We start from the raw sequence: 19,848 nt of genomic DNA, 5'->3' as shown, positions 1-19,848 counted from the left end.
TAGCCACACCTTGCATGATGGCAGTGCCATCCATGTTAATGGTAGCACCCAGTGGGATAGTAAATGAGGCAACCGAGTTATTAGCACCTAACTTTTTAGTAGCAGTTTCAAGTGTAATAGGCATAGTTGCGCTTGAGCTCGAGGTACTAAATGCAAATAAGCATGTGTGCTTCATTTTTGCTAAGAAAATAAGCGGGTTTAAGCCCGTTAATATTTTTAAAAGCAATGTGTAGTTTACAAAAGCATGTAATAACAGTGCAAGCACTACAACGCCAAAGTACTTCGCTAAGCTCACAATTAAGTTAAGCTCAATTGTTGTAAACAGTTTTGCCATTAAAAAGAACACACCATAAGGGGCAATATTCATTAAAAGCGTAACTAGTTTTAAAATCACAGTGTTTAAATCTTCAAATACGGTAGCAACACGTTTTCCTGCTTTACCACTTAATGCCATTGCTACACCAAATAAAAGCGCAAACACAATAACTTGAAGCATATTGCCTTTGGCCATTGCTTCAAAAGGATTTGTAGGAAACATGTCTATAATTACACGTGCAAGGGTAGGTGCTTCTTTAGCATCGTAGGTTGCATTAGATGGCAAGCTTATACCTTCACCAGGGCTAAATAATAAGGCAAGTGTAATCGCCACTGTTATAGCAATAGCTGTAGTTAATAAATATAAACCAATAGATTTACCACCTAGGCGGCCTAGTTTTTTAGGGTCGCTTAAGCTACAGGTACCACAAACAAGCGATACAAAAACAAGAGGCACAACTAACATTTTCAAGCTGGCAATGAATATTTGACCACCGACATGGAAAATACCATCAACAAAAAAGGCTTTAATTGGCAAAGAGAATAACCCAAGTGGTATTAGATAATCGTCTTCACCAGCTAATATAGCCTGAAATATAAAACCTACTGCAACCCCAAGCGCCATACCAATCATGATGCGAGTGGTTAAACTCATTGAACGGATTTTTGACATATTTCCTGATCTACATTTTATAAATTTGCCATAGACTACCAGCAAGGAAATATTTACTACAGAAAAAGTTAGTATTTATTTAAAAATATTTTGCACAAAAAAGTAATAAAAAACTGTGATTTTAGACTAAGTTATAGGTTAATATTAAGTGTAAATTAATTTTAATTATAATAACAACGCTAGGGAGAGGTTCATGCCTTTAATGCGACTGCTCGGCATTTCATTGCTAAGTTTTTTACTCACAGCCTGTGGTGGCGGTGGGTCACTTGAAAAAGACGGTTCTATAAGTGATGGTGATTCCACTACAGAGGCTGCTACATACTCGGTTTCATTAAATGGGTATTCTCAAACAGACGCAACAGAGTCAAATTCTGTTACCGCTACCTCCTCTTTAGATTTACGCGCAATTCTTACTCAAGACGGGGTAATTGTTGCGGGTAAGCGCATTACGTTTACATTAGAAGATGAGATTGGTGAACTGTCTCCATCAAGTGCATTAACCCAGAACGATGGTATTGCAACCGTTGAACTTACAGCCGGTGCTCAAGCCGGTGCTGGAGAAGTAACCGCTACTTATACAGTCGATGGTGAATCTTATACAAGTACTTTTGCTTTTCAATCAAGCGGTGGGCAGGGTGATGATACTGGTGTTAGTGGGTCAACAACTCTAACAGTAAATATTGTCGATGAAAATGGTGCTAAGTATTCGGATACAAATCCGGTTACAACTGACAACTTAGGCACGGTTACAGCGACTTTAAAAAATGATGGAGTTGCACTTAGCGAGCAACTTGTTACATTTACTACAAACTTCACAGGTAAAATAACGCCAGACTTAGGAACTGCAATTACAAACTCAGCGGGTGAGGCAAAAGTGACTCTCTCTAGTGGTAGTTTTAAAGGCGCAGGTCAAGTTGTTGCAACTTATAATCCTACGAACTCAACAGAAGTGAGTAATACAGCTGTATTTTATTCATCAGGTGATTCTGCACCAGTTGATTTGGCACAATTCTCTATATCAGTAAAGCTCTTAACAGGCTGTAACGCAGGCTGGGACGATAATCGTTCTAGTGTAAAACTTGACCCTACACAAGCAGCATCGAGTTGTACGGTAGCTAATACAATCTCTTCATCAGAACTAGGTGAATTATTTGTTGAAGTCATTGATGAGCAAAGTGGTGAAGGTAGTAAAAATTCGCTTGTTAATATTTCAACAAATTTAGGTTCTGTTCTCCCTTCATCTGGGACAGCCCTTACCGATAACTTTGGTATTGCTTTACTAAAATTGCAGCCTGGAAATACTGGTGGCGCAGGTACTGTGACTGTAACGTCTGTAGGTGAAAGTAATTCAACTAATTTTGCTGTAGGTATTGCTGATTTAACCCTAGAGGTTGATAACGGGCTTAATAAAGATACTTCAGGAAATGTTATTCCTTTAAAAGCAGGTGGTAGTACCGTTATTGAAGTAACACTTTTAGATGAAGATGGTAATTTATACTTAACTCCAACAGATGTTGAGTTCAGCTCAACTTGTGTAATTAGTGGCGACTCAGTAATTGATGCATCAGTAAAATCATCAAGTGGTATCGCAACATCAACATACCGAGCTACAGGTTGTAGTATTGATGATGATATTAATATCACGGTTGAGACAGGTGGTAAAAACTTTACTGCTACTACGATTATTCCTGTGGAAACATCAGCGGTACAATCAATACAGTTTGTTGATGTCAGCGAAACATTTATTGCATTACCTCCAGGTGAAGGCGGCGCCCCGACTCAATCGATTGTTAGATTTAAGCTAATAGATGCGGATGGCCTTGCATCCACGCAGCAACGTATTGATTTCAAGTTAACAGATTCAGTGGGTGCAGCTAAACTGTCGCTTAGAACAAGTGATACAAATAATGAAGGCTTTGTTCAAACAACGGTTGAATCTGGCATAGTGCCTGGTCCATTAGTGGTAAAAGCGTGTTTTATTTCTAAAGAAGATGTTAATAATTTACCTGAAGGTGATGACTTAACATGTTGGGTTGATGATGTAGAACTGTGTACATCAGAACCAAACAATGAAATTTGTCCAGACGGAACACTTACTTTAGTACCATTGAGCGAGCAGATAAGTTCTGTATCGGCTCAATTAACACTGGCTTCGGGCGTAACAGACCAAAACAGTTTTGATGCAAGCCCAAATACGTTTAATACTAACTCACTTAATTATAACGGTGTTTTAAATGATATTACGGTATATTTTGGTGACCAATTTAATAATTATAACGGTGACGGTGTAGAAGCAACTATTTTAGCTGAAGCTGGTGTTATTGGCTCATCTAGCAATGAAGTTACTTGTAAAACTGACGATGCTACCTGTGTTGTAACCTGGCGCTCTCAAGGGGACCGTCCATTTTATGATTATAAGTGGGGTAACCGAATTGGCGATATTGATGGGGACGCAACAACTACTGAAGGTATTAATCCAAAAACAGGTATTATAAATTGTGACCCATATTTTGGTATTGCAGCTCCTTGTATAAATGGTATTACACGCGCTAAAAATAATGCTGATGGTGTTGTTATGGGAGGGCGTGTAAGTGTTCTCGCTGTCACTAAAGGACAAGAGAACTTTGTAGATGAGCAAACTACTGATGATGTTAAACGCACCAATGGCTTGTTTGATATTGGTGAATATTATACTAGTTACGATTTACCTGAAGCATTTATAGATCACAATGAAAATGCTGCCTTCGATAAAGCAAACTGTAGTGATGCAGATGCTTCAAATTATGACCCGTCTACGGATGAATGTTCTGAGTTAATTTCACGAGGTGGTCATAATGAAACATGGCGAGACCTAGATAATGACGGTATTTATGACTTTGCAGATGGTAAATATAATGGCTTATTATGTAGCGAAGCCGCTGAAAATGCAGGTGAGTGTTCTCGAGAGCTAATTGAGGTGCGTAAACAAATTGAATTGGTTATGTCTGGAGATAACCCATATGTTCGTTTTTCTGTGCTGAAAACAACGGATATTCTTGATGCGCCGTATCCTGTTTACGTACCAGCAGATTGCTCAAGCTCTATTGTTGCTTCTCTGGAAGGTTCTGATGTGCTAGAACGTTGTGATGCTGAATCTATTAATCTATCTACGGTTAACGTTATTATTGATAACCCAGATTATGATGATACGGATCCAGATGAAACAGATCCTGAAACACTTACTATTGATATAGGTCTAAGTGGTATTACAGTTCGTATTCACTACACAGATGAGTTTGGTAATCCACTACCAGCGGGTACAACTGTATCTATAGCCTCTACAAATGGTGACTTATCTATTATCGAAAATAACGCTATTATTCCAAGTACGAATACGGATAAACCAATGTATTCAGATGTTCGTATTTCTCGTGAAGCGGATGGTAATGATAAATTTGACGGTGTACTTTCAATAACATTTGAGTTTACTACTCAGGCTGGTGGCACTAAAACAGTCTCCAAAGGAATCGAAATTTACGATAGTAAATAAGGCTTTATTTTAAAAATGCCAACCTTTAGGTTGGCATTTTTGTTTCTGTTCTATATATTCCACATCAATTAATCTAAAAACACTAGTTTGTTTAATTTAACGACAAAAATTGTTCGTTTATTCAGTAAATACTGAAAAGTTTGTATTAAAAGCTTGTAACAACTAGTGTTTGTAGATATACCTATAAATATTCGCGCCGCTTATGTCGGCAAAACACATTTTTAATATTTGGTTAGAAATAGGCAACTATGGGCAAATCGCTAGTAATTGTAGAGTCTCCTGCTAAGGCTAAAACAATTAATAAATATTTAGGTAATGACTTCATCGTAAAGTCCAGTATTGGGCATGTACGAGATTTACCTACTTCAGGTTCGAGCAAAGCTAAAGTGCCGGCAACTAAAACGCCAGCAGAAGTTCGTAAAATGGAACCTGAAGAGAAAGCAGCGTATAAAAAGCAACGAGATTATACAAACTTAGTCGCGCGTATGGGTATTGACCCAAACCAAGGCTGGGATCCGCATTACGAAATACTGCCTGGTAAAGAAAAAGTTGTTCAAGAATTACAAAAGCTGGCTGAAAATGCAGACCAAATATATCTCGCAACGGATTTGGATAGAGAAGGGGAAGCAATTGCTTGGCACCTTCAAGAAATCATTGGTGGTGATCCTGCTAAATATAAGCGCGTAGTTTTTAACGAAATTACTAAAAACGCAATACAGCAAGCGTTTGAAACACCTGGCGAGCTTAATACTGATATGGTTTATGCTCAGCAAACACGTCGCTTTTTAGACCGTGTTGTTGGCTTTATGGTATCACCTTTATTGTGGGCCAAAGTGGCCCGTGGACTTTCTGCAGGACGAGTTCAGTCTGTTGCGGTACGTTTATTAGTAGAGCGTGAGCGCGAAATTAAGGCGTTTATCCCTGAAGAATTTTGGGATATCCATGCTGACGTTAAAAATACTGAGTCTGAATTACGTTTAGAAGTAGCCAAACAAGCAGGAAAGCCTTTTAAGCCTGTAAATGAAGCTCAGGCTAGCGCAGCGGTTAAAAGCCTTGAGAATGCAGAATACAAAGTAATTAGCGTTGAAGAAAAACCAAGTAAAAGTCGCCCAAGTGCGCCATTAATTACTTCAACCATGCAGCAAGCGGCAAGTACGCGTTTAGGTTATGGCGTTAAAAAGACCATGATGCTTGCTCAGCGTTTGTATGAAGGTGGTTATATTACGTATATGCGTACCGATTCAACTAATCTTTCAAAAGATGCCGTTGAAATGTGTCGTGAGTATGTAACAAACGAGTTTGGTGCTAAATACTTACCAAAAGATCCAATTAGCTACAGCTCTAAAGGCAATGCACAAGAGGCGCATGAGGCAATACGTCCTTCAAGCGTTACCGTGTTATCTGGTCATGTTGAAGGTGTAGACGCCGATGCTAAAAAGCTGTACGAGCTAATTTGGCGTCAGTTTGTAGCGTGCCAAATGGTACCTGCTGAATACGATTTAACAACACTAACTGTTGCAGCTAACGACTTCCAGCTTAAAGCGAAAGGCCGTGTGCTACGCTTTGATGGTTGGACAAAAGTACAACCTGCGATACGTAAGAAAAACGAAGAAGATCAATCACTACCGGCTGTTAAAGAAGGTGAAGTCCTTACTTTAATCGAACTCGATCCTAAGCAGCATTTTACTAAACCGCCAGCGCGCTTTAGTGAAGCAAGTTTAGTAAAAGAGCTTGAAAAACGCGGTATTGGTCGTCCATCTACTTATGCGTCAATTATATCAACGATTCAAGATCGTGGTTATGTACGTGTAGAAAACCGCCGTTTCTTCGCTGAAAAAATGGGTGAAATAGTTACCGATCGCTTGGTTGAAAATTTCACTGATTTAATGAACTTTGATTTTACAGCTAAAATGGAAGGCCGTTTAGATGATATCGCTGAAGGCGAGCGTGTATGGACTCAAGTTCTAGATAAGTTTTATGCTGATTTTTCAACGCAATTAACTGTCGCTAAAGACGAGCCAGAGAACGGTGGCATGCGTCTTAACGAGATGGTTGAAACCGATATTGAATGTCCTACGTGTAGCCGAAAAATGGGTATACGAACGGCATCAACTGGTGTTTTCTTAGGGTGTACTGGTTACAGCCTTCCGCCAAAAGAGCGTTGCACTACAACAATGAACTTGGTGTCGGGTGATGAAGCAGTTGCAGCTGATGTAGAAGATGTAGAAACTGAAAAGTTAATGCAGATGAAACGTTGTCCTATTTGTGAAACTGCAATGGATTCATACCTAATCGACGAAACCCGTAAATTACATGTGTGTGGTAATAACCCCGCATGTAAAGGGCATATTGTTGAAGAAGGCACCTTTAAAATTAAAGGCTATGACGGACCAATTATCGAATGTGATAAATGTGGCTCTGACATGGAACTTAAATCGGGTCGTTTTGGTAAGTATTTTGGCTGTAATAATGACGAGTGTAAAAACACACGTAAACTACTTAAAAGTGGCGAAGCTGCTCCACCAAAAGAAGATCCTGTTCACATTACTGAGTTAGAGTGTGAAAAGTCAGATGCGTATTTCGTATTACGTGATGGCGCCGCTGGTATATTTTTAGCTGCAAATACTTTTCCTAAGTCTCGTGAAACACGTGCACCTAAGGTAGAAGAGTTAAAACGCTTTAGAGACCGTATCTCGCCTAAGTTTTATTACTTAGCAGATGCACCTGCTAAAGATCCTGATGGTAATCTTGCTGTTGTACGCTACAGCCGTAAAAATAAAGCTCAGTATGTTATGACTGAAGTTGACGGTAAAGCTACTGGCTGGACTGCTCATTATGAAGCAGGTAAATGGACAGAAGAAGCGAAGAAAAAGGCAGCACCTAAAAAGAAAGCTGCTGCAAAAAAGGCACCAGCTAAAGCAAAGCCTAAAGCGAAAGCTAAAAAAGAAGATGAATAAGCACGTTATCGCTTATTCATAACTTCTTATAGGTTTTAAAAAACCATAAAAAAACCGGAACGCACAGCTTGTGTCTATTCCGGTTTTTTTGTGCCTAGTTAAATGTTTTCGCAACGGCTTTATTAGCAGTACATTCAACTAAGCGTATTGGAGATACCAATTTTATTAAAAACATGGTCATTATATTGCACTAAATAACCCACTCACTGCGTTAAAAAACATTCATATAAAACAACTATATGTCATGCTATTTCACTTGCTATTGAGCTATTTTCTTAGCGCTATAATAGATCACTAATTTAATGCAATTGGTATGATTAAATCTTAACAGAAGATACTTTTTTATAGCCTTCAGATTCAAGCTCATCATTTACGCATTTTAATACGTAGGCATTTAGCTCTTCATTGCTTACGTCATCATCTTTAGCCCAGTTAACACACATTTCTGTGTATTCTTTTACCATTTCGGCTGAAGCTGTTGGCGCATCGTCTGCTACCGCGTAAGTCGCAGATACTGCAAATAGTGGAGCTACGATTAATGCTAGCAATGCTTTTTTCATTCGTTTATTCCTAAAAAAATGGTGTGATGACTGATTTACCCAGTTTAAGATTAGGTTTAAACCAGTAGTGCCCAATCCAGAACAACTCTGTTGGTACACTGATTTTTAAACGAAAACGAAATAAAAGATAACGAAATTTTTTTATCGTGAGGATGAGTAATTTACTTGTCAGGATTTCGCAGCATTGTGTTGCAGTGGTTTATAAGCTAAGGTCGCTTTTTTTAATTAAAAGACAAACCAATGTCATCACACACCCCTAATAAAAAACCACGCCAAGCTAATAAAGTAGAGCATGCATTAGAATCTTTTATTTTTAAAGGGCGTTGGCTACTAGCCCCATTTTTTGTGGGTTTACTATTTGCAGTTGTACTGTTGTTAATAAAGTTTTTTAAGCAGCTTTATTTAATGGGTATTGCGACATTTACAGCAACCAATCAAGAGTTACTTGTCGGTATTCTAACTTTAGTTGATACGGCATTATTAGCGGGGTTATTGCTGATCATTACATTTAGTGGTTACGAGAACTTTGTTTCTAAGCTTAATATTGATAATCACGAAGACAGACCATCTTGGATGGGAAAAGTTGGTTTTTCAGGTCTAAAGATGAAATTAATAAGTGCGATAGTCGCTATTTCGGCTGTTGAGTTATTAAAAGTATTTATAAACTCAGGCGCATATCCAAGTGATGAGCTACTTTGGAAAGTGACTATTCATGTCACGTTTGTAATGTCAGGCGTTTTATTTGCTTTAACTGACTACTTAAACAGTAAAACCCAAAGTCATTAGAAAAATTAAACGCATAAAAGAGCCCAAGTAATTTACTTGGGCTTTTTATGTTTAGAGCTTAGCTGTAATATTAAGTGTAATTATTGATGTCATTAACACTTTGCATAAAAGCAAGCGAAAGGCTCAAGTGTTAGTGTGTCTTGGCTTAATTTTGCGCTGTGGTGGCTAAGCTCATTGTATTCTTTAACGATTGATGTTGGCATATCAATACTTGTTTGTTGAGAGCTTAGATTAAACATGCACAGCATTTTTTGCGGTCCAAGCGTTCTATAAAAAGCAAGCACAGGCTCAGGCGTTTCAATAAACTCAATATCACCCTCAAGTAAAACAGTTTGGCTTTTGCGCCACGCCATAAATTCACGGTAGGCGTTTAAAATTGAGTTGCTATCATTAGTTTGCACAGCGACTGATTGCTGTTTGTGTGCATTATCAACGGGTAGCCAAGGTTTTACATCACTAAAACCGGCATGAGATGAATCAACTTGCTCCCAAGGCATTGGCGTTCTACAGCCATCACGCCCTTTAAAGTTAGGCCAAAATGTAATGCCGTATGGGTCTTGTAAGTCTTCAAAGGCGACAGATGCTTCACCTAAACCTAATTCTTCACCTTGGTACATACACACACTGCCACGAAGGGAAGCAAGTAGGGCGGTTAGCATTTTACATTGCTGAGGGTTTATTTCGCCATTTTCGCTCCAGCGACTTGCTACGCGCTCTACATCATGGTTGCTAAATGCCCAACACGGCCAACCCTCAGTCATACGTTGTTCAAGAGTTTGAACCGTAGTTCTAATATATTCACTTGAATAATCATTTGTTAAGAGCTCAAAGCTATATCCCATGTGCAGCTTATCGCCACCTTGGGTGTATTGCGCCATTGTCGCCAATGAATCTTCTGATGAGATTTCGCCAAGCGATACAGTACCTGGGTATTTATTAAGTAATGTGCGAATGTCTTGCATAAACTCAATATTTTCTGGCTGAGTGTTGTTGTAGTAATGATACTGAAATGCGTATGGGTTATCTTCACTAAAACCACGACCCTGGCGCTTATCTTTTGGTTTAGCTGGGTTATCGCGAAGTTGTGCATCGTGATAACAAAAGTTAATAGCATCTAATCTAAAGCCATCAACGCCTTTTTTAAGCCAAAACTCTACGTTATCAAGTACAGCTTGTCTTACGTCAGGATTATGAAAGTTTAAATCGGGTTGTTCGGTTAAAAAGTTATGCAAATAATATTGCCCACGGCGAGGTTCCCACTGCCACGCGCCACCACCAAAAATAGACAGCCAATTATTAGGTGCTGTGCCGTCATCTTTAGCTTCAGCCCAAACATACCAATCTGCTTTATCGTTATTTTGATTTTCGCGGCTATCTGTAAACCATTGGTGTTGATCTGATGTATGGCTTAGTACTTGGTCAATTATAATTTTAATATTGCGATCATGGGCTTGGCTAATAAGTTCATCAAAATCGTTTAAATCACCAAAAAGCGGGTCAATGTCACGGTAGTCACTAATATCGTAGCCAAAGTCTTTCATCGGCGATTTGAAAAAAGGTGAAATCCAAATTGCATCAACGCCTAAGCTTTTAATGTAATCAATACGATTAATAATCCCTTTTAAGTCACCAATACCATCGTTGTTGCTATCTTGAAAGCTACGCGGATAAACTTGATAAATAACCGCACCTTTATACCACTGCTTTTGGGTCATGCTTTTCTCCGTCATTCCACACAGTATTTAGACTATTCTTCATTGTGATTACGATTAATCACGTTATTTTCAAAAAGCATACGTGAAGCCTGTAATTCTGTAAAAAGTCTGCATACGTATGCACTAAAAATAATGCAATAAAATTATTTAAAATAAGCGCTTAGCGCATCTTTAGCGGTGTTCGTTTTGTGTGTTTAATGTTTACCAATTATGTTATTCATTCATTTTTTAGTTAAATTTAACCTAACAGTTTGTACTATAAAGGAAATATACCCTTGGTTTTACTAGAAATGGTCTGACCAATTTAACACTTAGTAAATGTGCAATTATTTAAACGTTATATAACAGCGCTAATTAATTTCATCTTGTTTACATTCAAGTAGGAAGGCTATTAGTTTTCTACAGAATAGATTTAATCTATCATGCCCTTTCAGTGTTTTTTGTTTTGTTTATTTTTAATAAAATCATATGGTTAAAATTATATGCGTGTAATGTATGTTAATGTTAGGCTACATTGAAATTGTTGAATACGTATGCATAAAGTTGTTAATAAAATAAATCTGGCGTTAATATTCATCCTGACAACAAAATTAGCTCGCCTTGTTTAACTATCACTTAAACATTGAACGCGGGTATCACAATATGGGTAACGGGAAAACATTATGTCTATGTTCAAACCAAGTATATTAACTTTAGCATTAACAGCTGCAGGCTTATCAAGCTTTGCTACACAGGCTGCTCAAGAAGATACAATAAAAAAAGATGATGTAGAAGTTATCGAAGTTAAAGGCTTTCGTGGCAGTGTTGTAGAATCAATCAACACAAAACGTTTTTCTACACAGGTTGTAGAATCTATTTCTGCAGAAGATATAGGTAAGCTGCCAGACTCTTCAATTGCTGAATCGATTGCGCGTTTACCCGGTTTAACCGCACAGCGCTTAGACGGCCGAGCAAGTCGTGTCTCTATTCGTGGTTTTGGCGAGAATGAAAGTGGCACAACGTTTAACGGTCGTGAGCAGGTATCGATTGGTGATAACCGTGGTGTAGAGTTTGACCTTTATCCATCAGAAATAATGAGCGGTGTAACCGTTTATAAAACGCCAAATGCAAGTATTGATGCTGAAGGTATTGCCGGTGTTATTAATATGCAAACCGTGCGCCCTTTAAGTAAAGGCGAACGTGTTGTGCAAGTAAATGGGCAGTATGAGCAAACCAGCTTTGGTAAATTAAATCCAGACGGTAATGATGACGGTTACCGAGGCACTATTTCATACATTGACCAGTTTGCTGACGATACAATTGGTGTTGCCTTTGCTTTAAATACAATGAGTTCACCAAATCAAGAAAAACGTTGGAACTCATGGGGCTACCCAGAATTCACTGAAAATGGTAACGATTATTCAATTTTAGGTGGTGCTAAACCTTACGTGCGTTCATCAACGCTTGAGCGTGATTCTGCAATGCTTGTTTTAGAAGCGGCGCCTACTGACAAATTAAACATGACGTTTGATGCGTTATATGTAGATTTTACAGATGAAAAAATTCTACGCGGTATTGAAGTTCCATTTGCATGGGGACAAGGCAGTATTGATGCAAATAGTGTTGTAGTTGATGAAGCATCTGGCTTTATAACAAGTGCAGTAACACAAGGCCAACGTGTAGTAGTTCGAAACGATTATGAAGAACGCGAAGCCGAACTTACAGCTTTTGGTTTTAATACTAAATACGATATTGACGATTCGTGGTCAGTAGAGTTTGATGCAAGTTATTCACAAGTAGACCGTAAAATCTGGAGTGTTGAGAGCTACTCAGGCACTGGCCGTGGCGATGCTCGCGGTGTTGCAGATAACTTGGGTTACACATTTAATGGTGGTAACACTGGGGCTACTTTTTCACATGATTTAGATTATAGCGATTATGGTTTAATACAGTTAGGTGGCCCGCTATCGTGGGGTGCAAGCTCTGCACTTAACGATAAATATGGTTTAACTGGTACTGAGTATGAAAACCAAGCGCAAGATGGTTTTATTAATGCACCGACCATTGAAGATGAGCTATCAACATTAAAAATAGCGGCTTCAAAGGTATTAGAAAACGAGTACATAAGCTCTATTGAATTTGGTATGTCTTACAAAGAACGTGAGAAAACAAAAGATTCAGAAGGTTACTTTATGACGTTATCTAGCTTTTCGCTTGATAACCCAGGCATGCTTAATGTGCCAGAACAGTACCGAAACGGAAGTGTTGATTTAGGCTTTATAGGCATGGGCGATATGATTGCTTATGACGTAAATGGCTTAGTTAACGACGGTTATTACGACTTACTGGCAGAGAGCTTAACAAATACAAGTCATGCGACTAAATCGTGGACTGTAAAAGAAGAAATTACTTCTGCATTTATTCAAGCAAATATTAATGCTGAAGTAAGCGGTCTTGCATTAACGGGTAATGTGGGCGTGCGTTATGTACAAACTGATCAATCATCACAAGGTAATGCATTTAGTACTGTTGATGGTGTGGTTGTTACATCACCTACAAACATAAGTCATGATTACTCGCACGTATTACCTAGCTTAAACCTGTCACTTGCGATTGATGAGCAACAAACGATACGTTTTGGTGTTGCTAAAACAATTTCTCGTGCACGCTTAGACGAAATGAATTCATCAGTTAATGCTTCATATAATCAAACACCTGATGAAAATGGTAACTACTGGTCTGTATCGGGTGGTAACCCAAATTTAGAACCTAAAGAAGCAACCGGCTACGATTTTACTTACGAGAATTACTTTAGCGATGAAGGTTACTTCTCTGCTGCGTTTTTCTATAAAGACTTAACCCAGTGGATTTTTGACGGCACGTACGCAATTGATATGTCAGGCGTAGCTGACCCTTCAACAGGTGAAGTTCCTGCAACATCATCAGGTACAGGCAGCGGTAAAATAAATGGCGGCGGTGGCGATTTATATGGTTACGAGCTTTCACTAGCGTTACCATTTAAAATATTCCACCCATCTCTTGAAGGTTTTGGTTTAATTGCCAGCCATACTGGTATTGAGTCTGATATTGAAGATCAAAACGGTAACGATTACGAGCTACCAGGTCTTTCGGATAAAATTCAAAGCTTAACAGTTTACTACGAAATGCATGGTATGCAATTACGTACCAGTATGCGCAAACGCAGTGCCTTTAAAGGCGATGTATATGGTTTAGGTTTTAACACTGAACAAGTTGATATTTTAGGTGAAACTATTTGGGATGTTCAAGCAGGTTATGACTTCTCTGAGGCCGGTATTGAAAGCCTTGAAGGTTTATCTGTCCAGTTTCAAGTACAAAACTTAACTGAAGAACCGTTTACGTCACTTTCTGGCGATAATGCTCTACAAGTACGTGACTACCAAGATTACGGTCGTACTTACTTGTTAGGCTTTAGTTACAAGCTATAATAAAAGTTGTGTGTAGAAGCCCTTGTGATTTGTTTTACAAGGGCTTTTTTATAGCTAGTTTATCAAACACTGATTAATACCAATTCGCTTAATTAAGTTTATTGAGCGCTGTATTAAAGTGTGGGCAATAATATGAAACCAATAAAACATGTCGTAATTGCAGGCGGTGGTACCGCAGGGTGGATAACAGCAGCACTGCTTAATAAAGTGTTAGGTAAAGTAATTAATATCACACTAATAGAATCATCAGCTATTGGTACGGTAGGAGTGGGTGAAGCAACGATACCGCCCATTATTCAACTTAATAACGCGCTGGGTATAAACGAGCAAGATTTTATTAATGCCACTAATGCTTCAATAAAATTAGGTATAGAGTTCGAAAACTGGAAAACGCCAGGGCATAGCTACATGCATGCGTTTGGCTCGTTAGGTAAAGATTTTCCCTTTTGCGATTTTTATAACTTTTGGTTAAAAGGTCAAATTACGGGCTACGAAGACGACTTATGGGATTTTTCACTCAATTACCAAGCGGCTAAACAGCATAAATTTGCACCCCTCAATACAATTCCTAATACCCAACTACCTGGGCTGAGTTACGCATATCATTTTGATGCGACGCTTTACGCTGAATACTTAAAAAAGTTGGCTATATCGCGCGGTGTTAAACACATAGATGCAAAAATAAGCCATGTTGAACAATGCGATACAGGCAATGTTAAAAGCCTAGCACTGGATAACGACAGTCAAATTAGTGGGGATTTATTTATAGATTGCACCGGGCTGCGTGCACTATTAATTGAACAAACACTAAATACAGGGTTTATTGATTGGTCTCATTACTTACCATGCGATAGTGCAGTAGCCGTACAAACAAAAAGTACTCATGAGCTTAAGCCCTATACGCGATCTATTGCACATAGTGCTGGTTGGCAATGGCAAATACCACTGCAAAATCGTATTGGTAATGGCCTTGTTTATTGCAGTAGATACTTGTCAGATGATGATGCTAAGCAGTTACTGCTAAAAAGCTTACCCGCTGAGCCAATTACAGAGCCCCGTATTATAAAATTCAAAACAGGTCGGCGTTTAAAGCAATGGCATAAAAATGTGGTGTCGGTTGGCCTCTCAAGTGGTTTTTTAGAGCCGCTAGAGTCAACCAGTATTCATTTAATTCAAACTGCGGTTACGCGTTTAATTAAGCTATTTCCACACAACGGTATTAGCGATGCGTTAGTAACGGAGTTTAATAAACAAAGCGTTATTGAATTAGAGCACATACGTGATTTTATTATTTTGCATTATAAACTCACCGAGCGAGAAGACTCCCCGTTTTGGCGTCAATGCATGCAAATGGATATACCAAATTCCCTTACCCATAAACTGAATTTATTTAAACACACAGGCAAAGTAATACGTGAAGATGATGAACTATTCGCCGAAGTTGCTTGGCAGCAAGTCATGATAGGGCAAGGGCTTATCCCTGATGACTATAACAGTATTGTTGATTCACTAAGTGATGATCAACTGAGCGATTTATTCTCTACTTTAAAAACGTTGATCAGCTCAACTGTAACGCAGTTACCAACTCACCAGAATTTTTTAGCCAGCATTAAAAAGGTATAACAATGCGATTTTTAAACACACTTTTACTAGTAAGCGCATGTAGCTTACCAAGCTTTAGTTATGCACTTAATGTAGAGCCTGCCAATTGGTGGGTCGGCATGAATAAAAATAACATTACAGTACTCGTGCATGAGCAAAATATAGCTAACGAAGAATTTAAATTAGATAAGTATAAAGGGGTTGAACTTAATAACGTAACACGTACCGACAACCCTAATTATGCTTTCCTACATTTAAATATTAGCGATAACGCCAAAGCAGGAACGCTCAAGTTTAACAGCACTAATACAGTTCATAGCTTTGAGTTTCCTTTATTTACCCGAGATAAAAATAGCGCGCAACGCCAAGGTTTCACAAGTGCAGATGCTTTATATTTAATTAACCCAGATCGCTTTGTAAATGGCGACTCCACAAATGACACAGTTAAAAGCATGCTAGAAGCTGTAAATCCAGGTTTTAAAGGCGGGCGACATGGAGGGGATATTCGAGGTGTTATTAACGCATTACCGTATTTAAATAATTTAGGTGTAACACAGCTTTGGCTTACTCCAGTGCTTGAAAACAACATGCCAGATTACTCTTATCATGGTTACGCGATTACAGACTTTTACAACGTTGATCCGCGAATGGGATCGAATAACCTATACAAAACGTTATCAATAAAGGCTAAAGAGCAGGGCATTGGGCTTGTTATGGACATGGTGCTTAATCACTTTGGTGCTGAGCACCCGTGGATGAAGGATAAACCAACTCAAGATTGGATTAACTTTAATGGGCAGTTTGAAAATGGCAAAAATGCCACAAGCCATGCGCGCCAAACAATTCAAGATCCACATGCAAGTAACTACGATAAACGCCAGTTTAGCGATGGTTGGTTTGTCGCTAGCATGCCCGATTTAAACCAGCGCCAACCATTATTAAATGAGTATTTAATTCAAAATGCAATTTGGTGGATTGAATACGCAGATTTAAGCGGTATTCGTGTAGATACCTATTCTTATTCAGATAAAGCGTTTTTAAGTGATTGGACCAAGGCTGTTATGGATGAATACCCACACTTTAATATTGTTGGCGAAGAGTGGACTTCAAACCCTACAATAGCGTCGTATTGGCAGCGCGGTAAAGTAAATCAAGATGGGTATGTGTCAAGCTTACCTAGTGTGATGGACTTTTCGTTGCAAGAGGCGGTAATTCAAGCTTTAAATGAAGATGAGAGTTGGAGCACAGGCTGGGTTAAAGTATATCAGTCATTAGCTAACGATTTTTTATACCCAAACACCAATAACATTATGGTGTTTGCTGATAACCACGATATGAGCCGTGTATATACGGAGCTTGGGCAAGACTTAGCTAAAACTAAAATGGCGATGACTTTGTTTTTAACAACGCGCGGCATTGCTCAAATATATTATGGAACCGAAATATTATTGGATAATACGCCGAGTAAAGATCATGGTGATATACGCATTGATTTTCCTGGTGGGTTCAAAAATCAAAACGCTAATGCGTTTACTGGAGTCGGGTTAAGTAAAGATCAGCGCGATATGCACAAGACTATAAGCACGCTACTTAACTTTAGAAAGCAAAGCCCGGCGCTTGCAAAGAGTAAGCTCGTTCATTTCAGTCCGAAAAATGGTGTTTATAGTTATGCTCGCGTTAGTGATACGCAAACAGTATTAGTTTTTATGAATAAAAACAAAGTAACACAAAAGCATAATCTTGATTACATGCAAGAAGTTATACCAAAAAATGCCAATGCGCAGGCATTATTCACACAACACACTTTTAAACTAACTAACAGTATTAACTTAGAGCCAATGACTGCTACGGTATTAGTGATTAATACGCCGTGAATGTTTAAGTGAATACGTATGCAGCAACTGTATGCTTGCTGCAGATATCTTTAGTATAAAGTTATAACGCTACTGACAAAAAGACACACAATGAAAAAATCAGTTTATGTACCCGCATTACTGTGTAGCGCACTTATAACAAGTGCGTGCTCAGACAATAATGAAACCGAACAACAGCAAGCCACTAAACAGGCACAAAATGAGTTAACAAAGCCTGTTGTATACCAAGTATTTACACGCTTATTTGGTAACACACAGACCGCGAATGTGCCCTGGGGTACAAAAGAGCAAAATGGTGTAGGTAAATTTGCCGATTTTAACGATGCTGCACTTAAAGGTATTAAAGAATTGGGTACGACCCATGTTTGGTATACCGGTGTTTTACATCATACGCTAGTGGGCGATTATACCGAGTATGGGATTACGCAAGACGACCCTGATGTAGTTAAAGGCCGTGCAGGCTCACCTTATGCAATAAAAGATTACTACGACGTAAACCCAGATTTAGCTATAAATGTGACTAATAGAATGGGTGAGTTTAGTGATCTGATTGAGCGTACTCATGAGCATGGCATGAAAGTGGTTATAGATATTGTACCTAACCATGTGGCTCGTAATTATAAATCAGTAGCAAAACCCAAGGGAATAAATGACTTTGGTGAACAAGACGATACAACCAAAGCATATGATAAAAACAATAATTTTTACTATGTCCCAGGCCAGTCTTTTCAGGTTCCAACATCACAAAGCTATACAGTTTTAGGGGGTAATACTCACCCTTTAGCTGACGGTTTTTTTGATGAAACGCCAGCGAAATGGACGGGGAATGGTGCGCGTGCACCCAAGCCAGATATTAACGATTGGTACGAAACCGTAAGAGTGAATTATGGCGTTAAGCCTGATGGCAGCTATGACTTTCCTGTATTACCTAAAGAGCTAGAAAACCAAGATTATCGCGCCCATTATGCGTTTTGGCAAAATAAGGAACTGCCTAATAGCTGGTATAAATTTAGAGATATCACTCTTTACTGGCTTGATAAAGGCGTTGATGGTTTTAGGTACGATATGGCCGAAATGGTGCCGGTTGAATTTTGGAGCTTTTTAAATTCATCAATAAAAATGCAAAAGCCCGATGCGTTTTTATTGGCTGAAGTTTACAACCCACAAATGTACAGAGCGTATATTCAGCAAGGAAAAATGGATTACTTGTATGACAAAGTCGGCTTTTACGACACATTAAAAGCCATTATGCAGGGTAAGCAAGCTGCTAATACTATTTTTGCAGCCCAAAGCCAAGTGGCTGATATTGAAGCGCACATGCTGCACTTTTTAGAAAATCACGACGAACAACGCATTGCTAGCCCTGATTTTGCAGGTGATGCACGCTGGGGGAAACCAGCAATGGTAGTTTCTAGCTTAATGAGTCGGGCACCTACTTTATTATATTTTGCCCAAGATGTGGGGGAGGACGGATCTGAAAACGCAGGTTTTGGTACATCTACCCGCACCAGTATTTTTGACTACATTGGTGTACCAGCGCATCAAGCATGGATGAACAACGGCAAATTCGACGGGGCTAACTTATCGAGCGAGCAAGCATCACTTCGTGATTATTATAAAGCAATAATGGCTCTTAATAGTTTGCCCGCTGTTGTAGGTGGAACCATGTCAGAGCTTTCACTTAGCAATAGCGAACGCGTTGTTGGTTTTGTACGCACGCTGGGACAGCAATCTGTTTATGTTTTTAGTAATTTTAGTGAGGAGCCACAAACGGTATTAATTAATTTAACACCAGAGCAAGCAAATACCTTTGAGCGAAATAGACCGCTACACGACTTACTTGAACAAAACACGGTAAAGATCATCACTGACAAAGAAGTTACAAAGCTTATGCTTTCGCTAGATGCATTTAGTAGCGCAGTTTTAACTAATAAGGCTAATCATGAATAATCAAAATAATAATTATGACAGCAACAAACCAAATCTAAGTTTTTGGCAAATATGGAATATGTGCTTTGGCTTTTTAGGTATTCAATTTGGTTTTGCACTACAAAACGGCAATGTGAGCCGTATTTTTCAAACCCTAGGCGCACAAGTTGATGATATTCCTATTTTATGGGTTGCAGCACCGCTAACGGGCTTAATAGTGCAACCAATAATTGGTTATTGGAGTGATAAGACATGGGGGCGTTTTGGTCGTCGTCGTCCATTCTTTTTCATAGGGGCGGTACTTACTACTATCTCACTCTTTATCATGCCGCATTCACCAACCCTTTGGATTGCTGCAGGTATGTTATGGATTATGGATGCCTCAATCAATGTCACTATGGAACCTTTTAGAGCACTTGTAGGCGATAACCTGCCAGAAAAACAACGCGCTACGGGCTATGG

The 19,848-nt window shown here is 38.9% G+C and carries 9 protein-coding genes and 2 pseudogenes (2 of these 11 running past the window's edge); 8 read left to right on the top strand and 3 right to left on the bottom strand.

Features of this window, described 5'->3' with window-relative positions; genetic code table 11:
• A pseudogene (locus tag L654_RS0111970) lies at window positions 1–988 on the bottom strand (dicarboxylate/amino acid:cation symporter); it reaches 359 nt to the left of the window's first position.
• 193 nt (window positions 989–1,181) lie between these two features.
• Here L654_RS0111970 and L654_RS0111965 point away from each other — a divergent pair.
• Window positions 1,182–4,517 carry a hypothetical protein gene (locus L654_RS0111965; RefSeq protein WP_024590096.1) on the top strand — a complete coding sequence of 1,112 codons (3,336 nt, stop codon included), beginning with the start codon at window positions 1,182–1,184 and terminating at the stop codon, window positions 4,515–4,517.
• A gap of 248 nt (window positions 4,518–4,765) precedes the next feature.
• Window positions 4,766–7,474: a type I DNA topoisomerase gene (gene topA / locus L654_RS0111960; RefSeq protein ID WP_024592543.1), complete on the top strand. Its 2,709-nt coding sequence runs from the start codon at window positions 4,766–4,768 to the stop codon at window positions 7,472–7,474.
• A gap of 317 nt (window positions 7,475–7,791) precedes the next feature.
• Here the strand turns inward: topA and L654_RS0111955 are convergent, their stop codons facing one another.
• Window positions 7,792–8,034: a hypothetical protein gene (locus L654_RS0111955; protein ID WP_007582596.1), complete on the bottom strand. Its 243-nt coding sequence runs from the start codon at window positions 8,032–8,034 to the stop codon at window positions 7,792–7,794.
• Between the two features lie 240 nt (window positions 8,035–8,274).
• Between L654_RS0111955 and L654_RS0111950 the strand changes: the two genes are divergently transcribed.
• On the top strand, window positions 8,275–8,820 hold the full coding sequence (locus L654_RS0111950) for a TIGR00645 family protein (protein WP_007582598.1): 546 nt from the start codon (window positions 8,275–8,277) through the stop codon (window positions 8,818–8,820).
• Window positions 8,821–8,912: 92 nt separating this feature from the next.
• Here L654_RS0111950 and L654_RS0111945 read toward each other — a convergent pair whose 3' ends face one another.
• Window positions 8,913–10,535 carry an alpha-glucosidase family protein gene (locus tag L654_RS0111945; protein ID WP_024590098.1) on the bottom strand — a complete coding sequence of 541 codons (1,623 nt, stop codon included), beginning with the start codon at window positions 10,533–10,535 and terminating at the stop codon, window positions 8,913–8,915.
• A gap of 662 nt (window positions 10,536–11,197) precedes the next feature.
• On the opposite strand from L654_RS0111945, the gene L654_RS0111940 reads away from it, so the two are divergent.
• The 5 genes and pseudogenes from L654_RS0111940 to L654_RS01000000125990 form a co-directional block, all read left to right on the top strand.
• A complete protein-coding gene (locus L654_RS0111940; RefSeq protein WP_024590099.1) occupies window positions 11,198–13,981 on the top strand; it encodes a TonB-dependent receptor in 2,784 nt (927 codons plus the stop codon).
• A 132-nt stretch (window positions 13,982–14,113) separates the two neighbouring features.
• A complete protein-coding gene (locus L654_RS0111935) occupies window positions 14,114–15,604 on the top strand; it encodes a tryptophan halogenase family protein (protein WP_024590100.1) in 1,491 nt (496 codons plus the stop codon).
• Between the two features lie 2 nt (window positions 15,605–15,606).
• A complete protein-coding gene (locus L654_RS0111930) occupies window positions 15,607–17,457 on the top strand; it encodes a glycoside hydrolase family 13 protein (protein ID WP_024608129.1) in 1,851 nt (616 codons plus the stop codon).
• A 90-nt stretch (window positions 17,458–17,547) separates the two neighbouring features.
• Window positions 17,548–19,407, top strand: coding sequence for an alpha-amylase family glycosyl hydrolase (locus L654_RS0111925; protein WP_024608128.1), 1,860 nt, complete (start codon window positions 17,548–17,550; stop codon window positions 19,405–19,407).
• A pseudogene (locus L654_RS01000000125990) lies at window positions 19,400–19,848 on the top strand (MFS transporter) (it continues 1,069 nt past the right edge of the window). Before L654_RS0111925 ends, L654_RS01000000125990 begins: the two are co-directional and overlap by 8 nt.

The sequence above is a fragment of the Pseudoalteromonas sp. TAB23 genome (assembly GCF_000498075.1).
In the GTDB taxonomy this organism is placed as follows: domain Bacteria; phylum Pseudomonadota; class Gammaproteobacteria; order Enterobacterales; family Alteromonadaceae; genus Pseudoalteromonas; species Pseudoalteromonas arctica.
This window is presented reverse-complemented; position numbering and strand designations above follow the sequence as displayed.

Coding starts and splice junctions, on each gene's coding strand:
- L654_RS0111965 (WP_024590096.1), top strand. CDS start 1,182: ATGCCTTTAATGCGACTGCTCGGCATTTCATTGCTAAGTTTTTTACTC.
- topA (WP_024592543.1), top strand. CDS start 4,766: ATGGGCAAATCGCTAGTAATTGTAGAGTCTCCTGCTAAGGCTAAAACA.
- L654_RS0111955 (WP_007582596.1), bottom strand. CDS start 8,034: ATGAAAAAAGCATTGCTAGCATTAATCGTAGCTCCACTATTTGCAGTA.
- L654_RS0111950 (WP_007582598.1), top strand. CDS start 8,275: ATGTCATCACACACCCCTAATAAAAAACCACGCCAAGCTAATAAAGTA.
- L654_RS0111945 (WP_024590098.1), bottom strand. CDS start 10,535: ATGACCCAAAAGCAGTGGTATAAAGGTGCGGTTATTTATCAAGTTTAT.
- L654_RS0111940 (WP_024590099.1), top strand. CDS start 11,198: ATGTCTATGTTCAAACCAAGTATATTAACTTTAGCATTAACAGCTGCA.
- L654_RS0111935 (WP_024590100.1), top strand. CDS start 14,114: ATGAAACCAATAAAACATGTCGTAATTGCAGGCGGTGGTACCGCAGGG.
- L654_RS0111930 (WP_024608129.1), top strand. CDS start 15,607: ATGCGATTTTTAAACACACTTTTACTAGTAAGCGCATGTAGCTTACCA.
- L654_RS0111925 (WP_024608128.1), top strand. CDS start 17,548: ATGAAAAAATCAGTTTATGTACCCGCATTACTGTGTAGCGCACTTATA.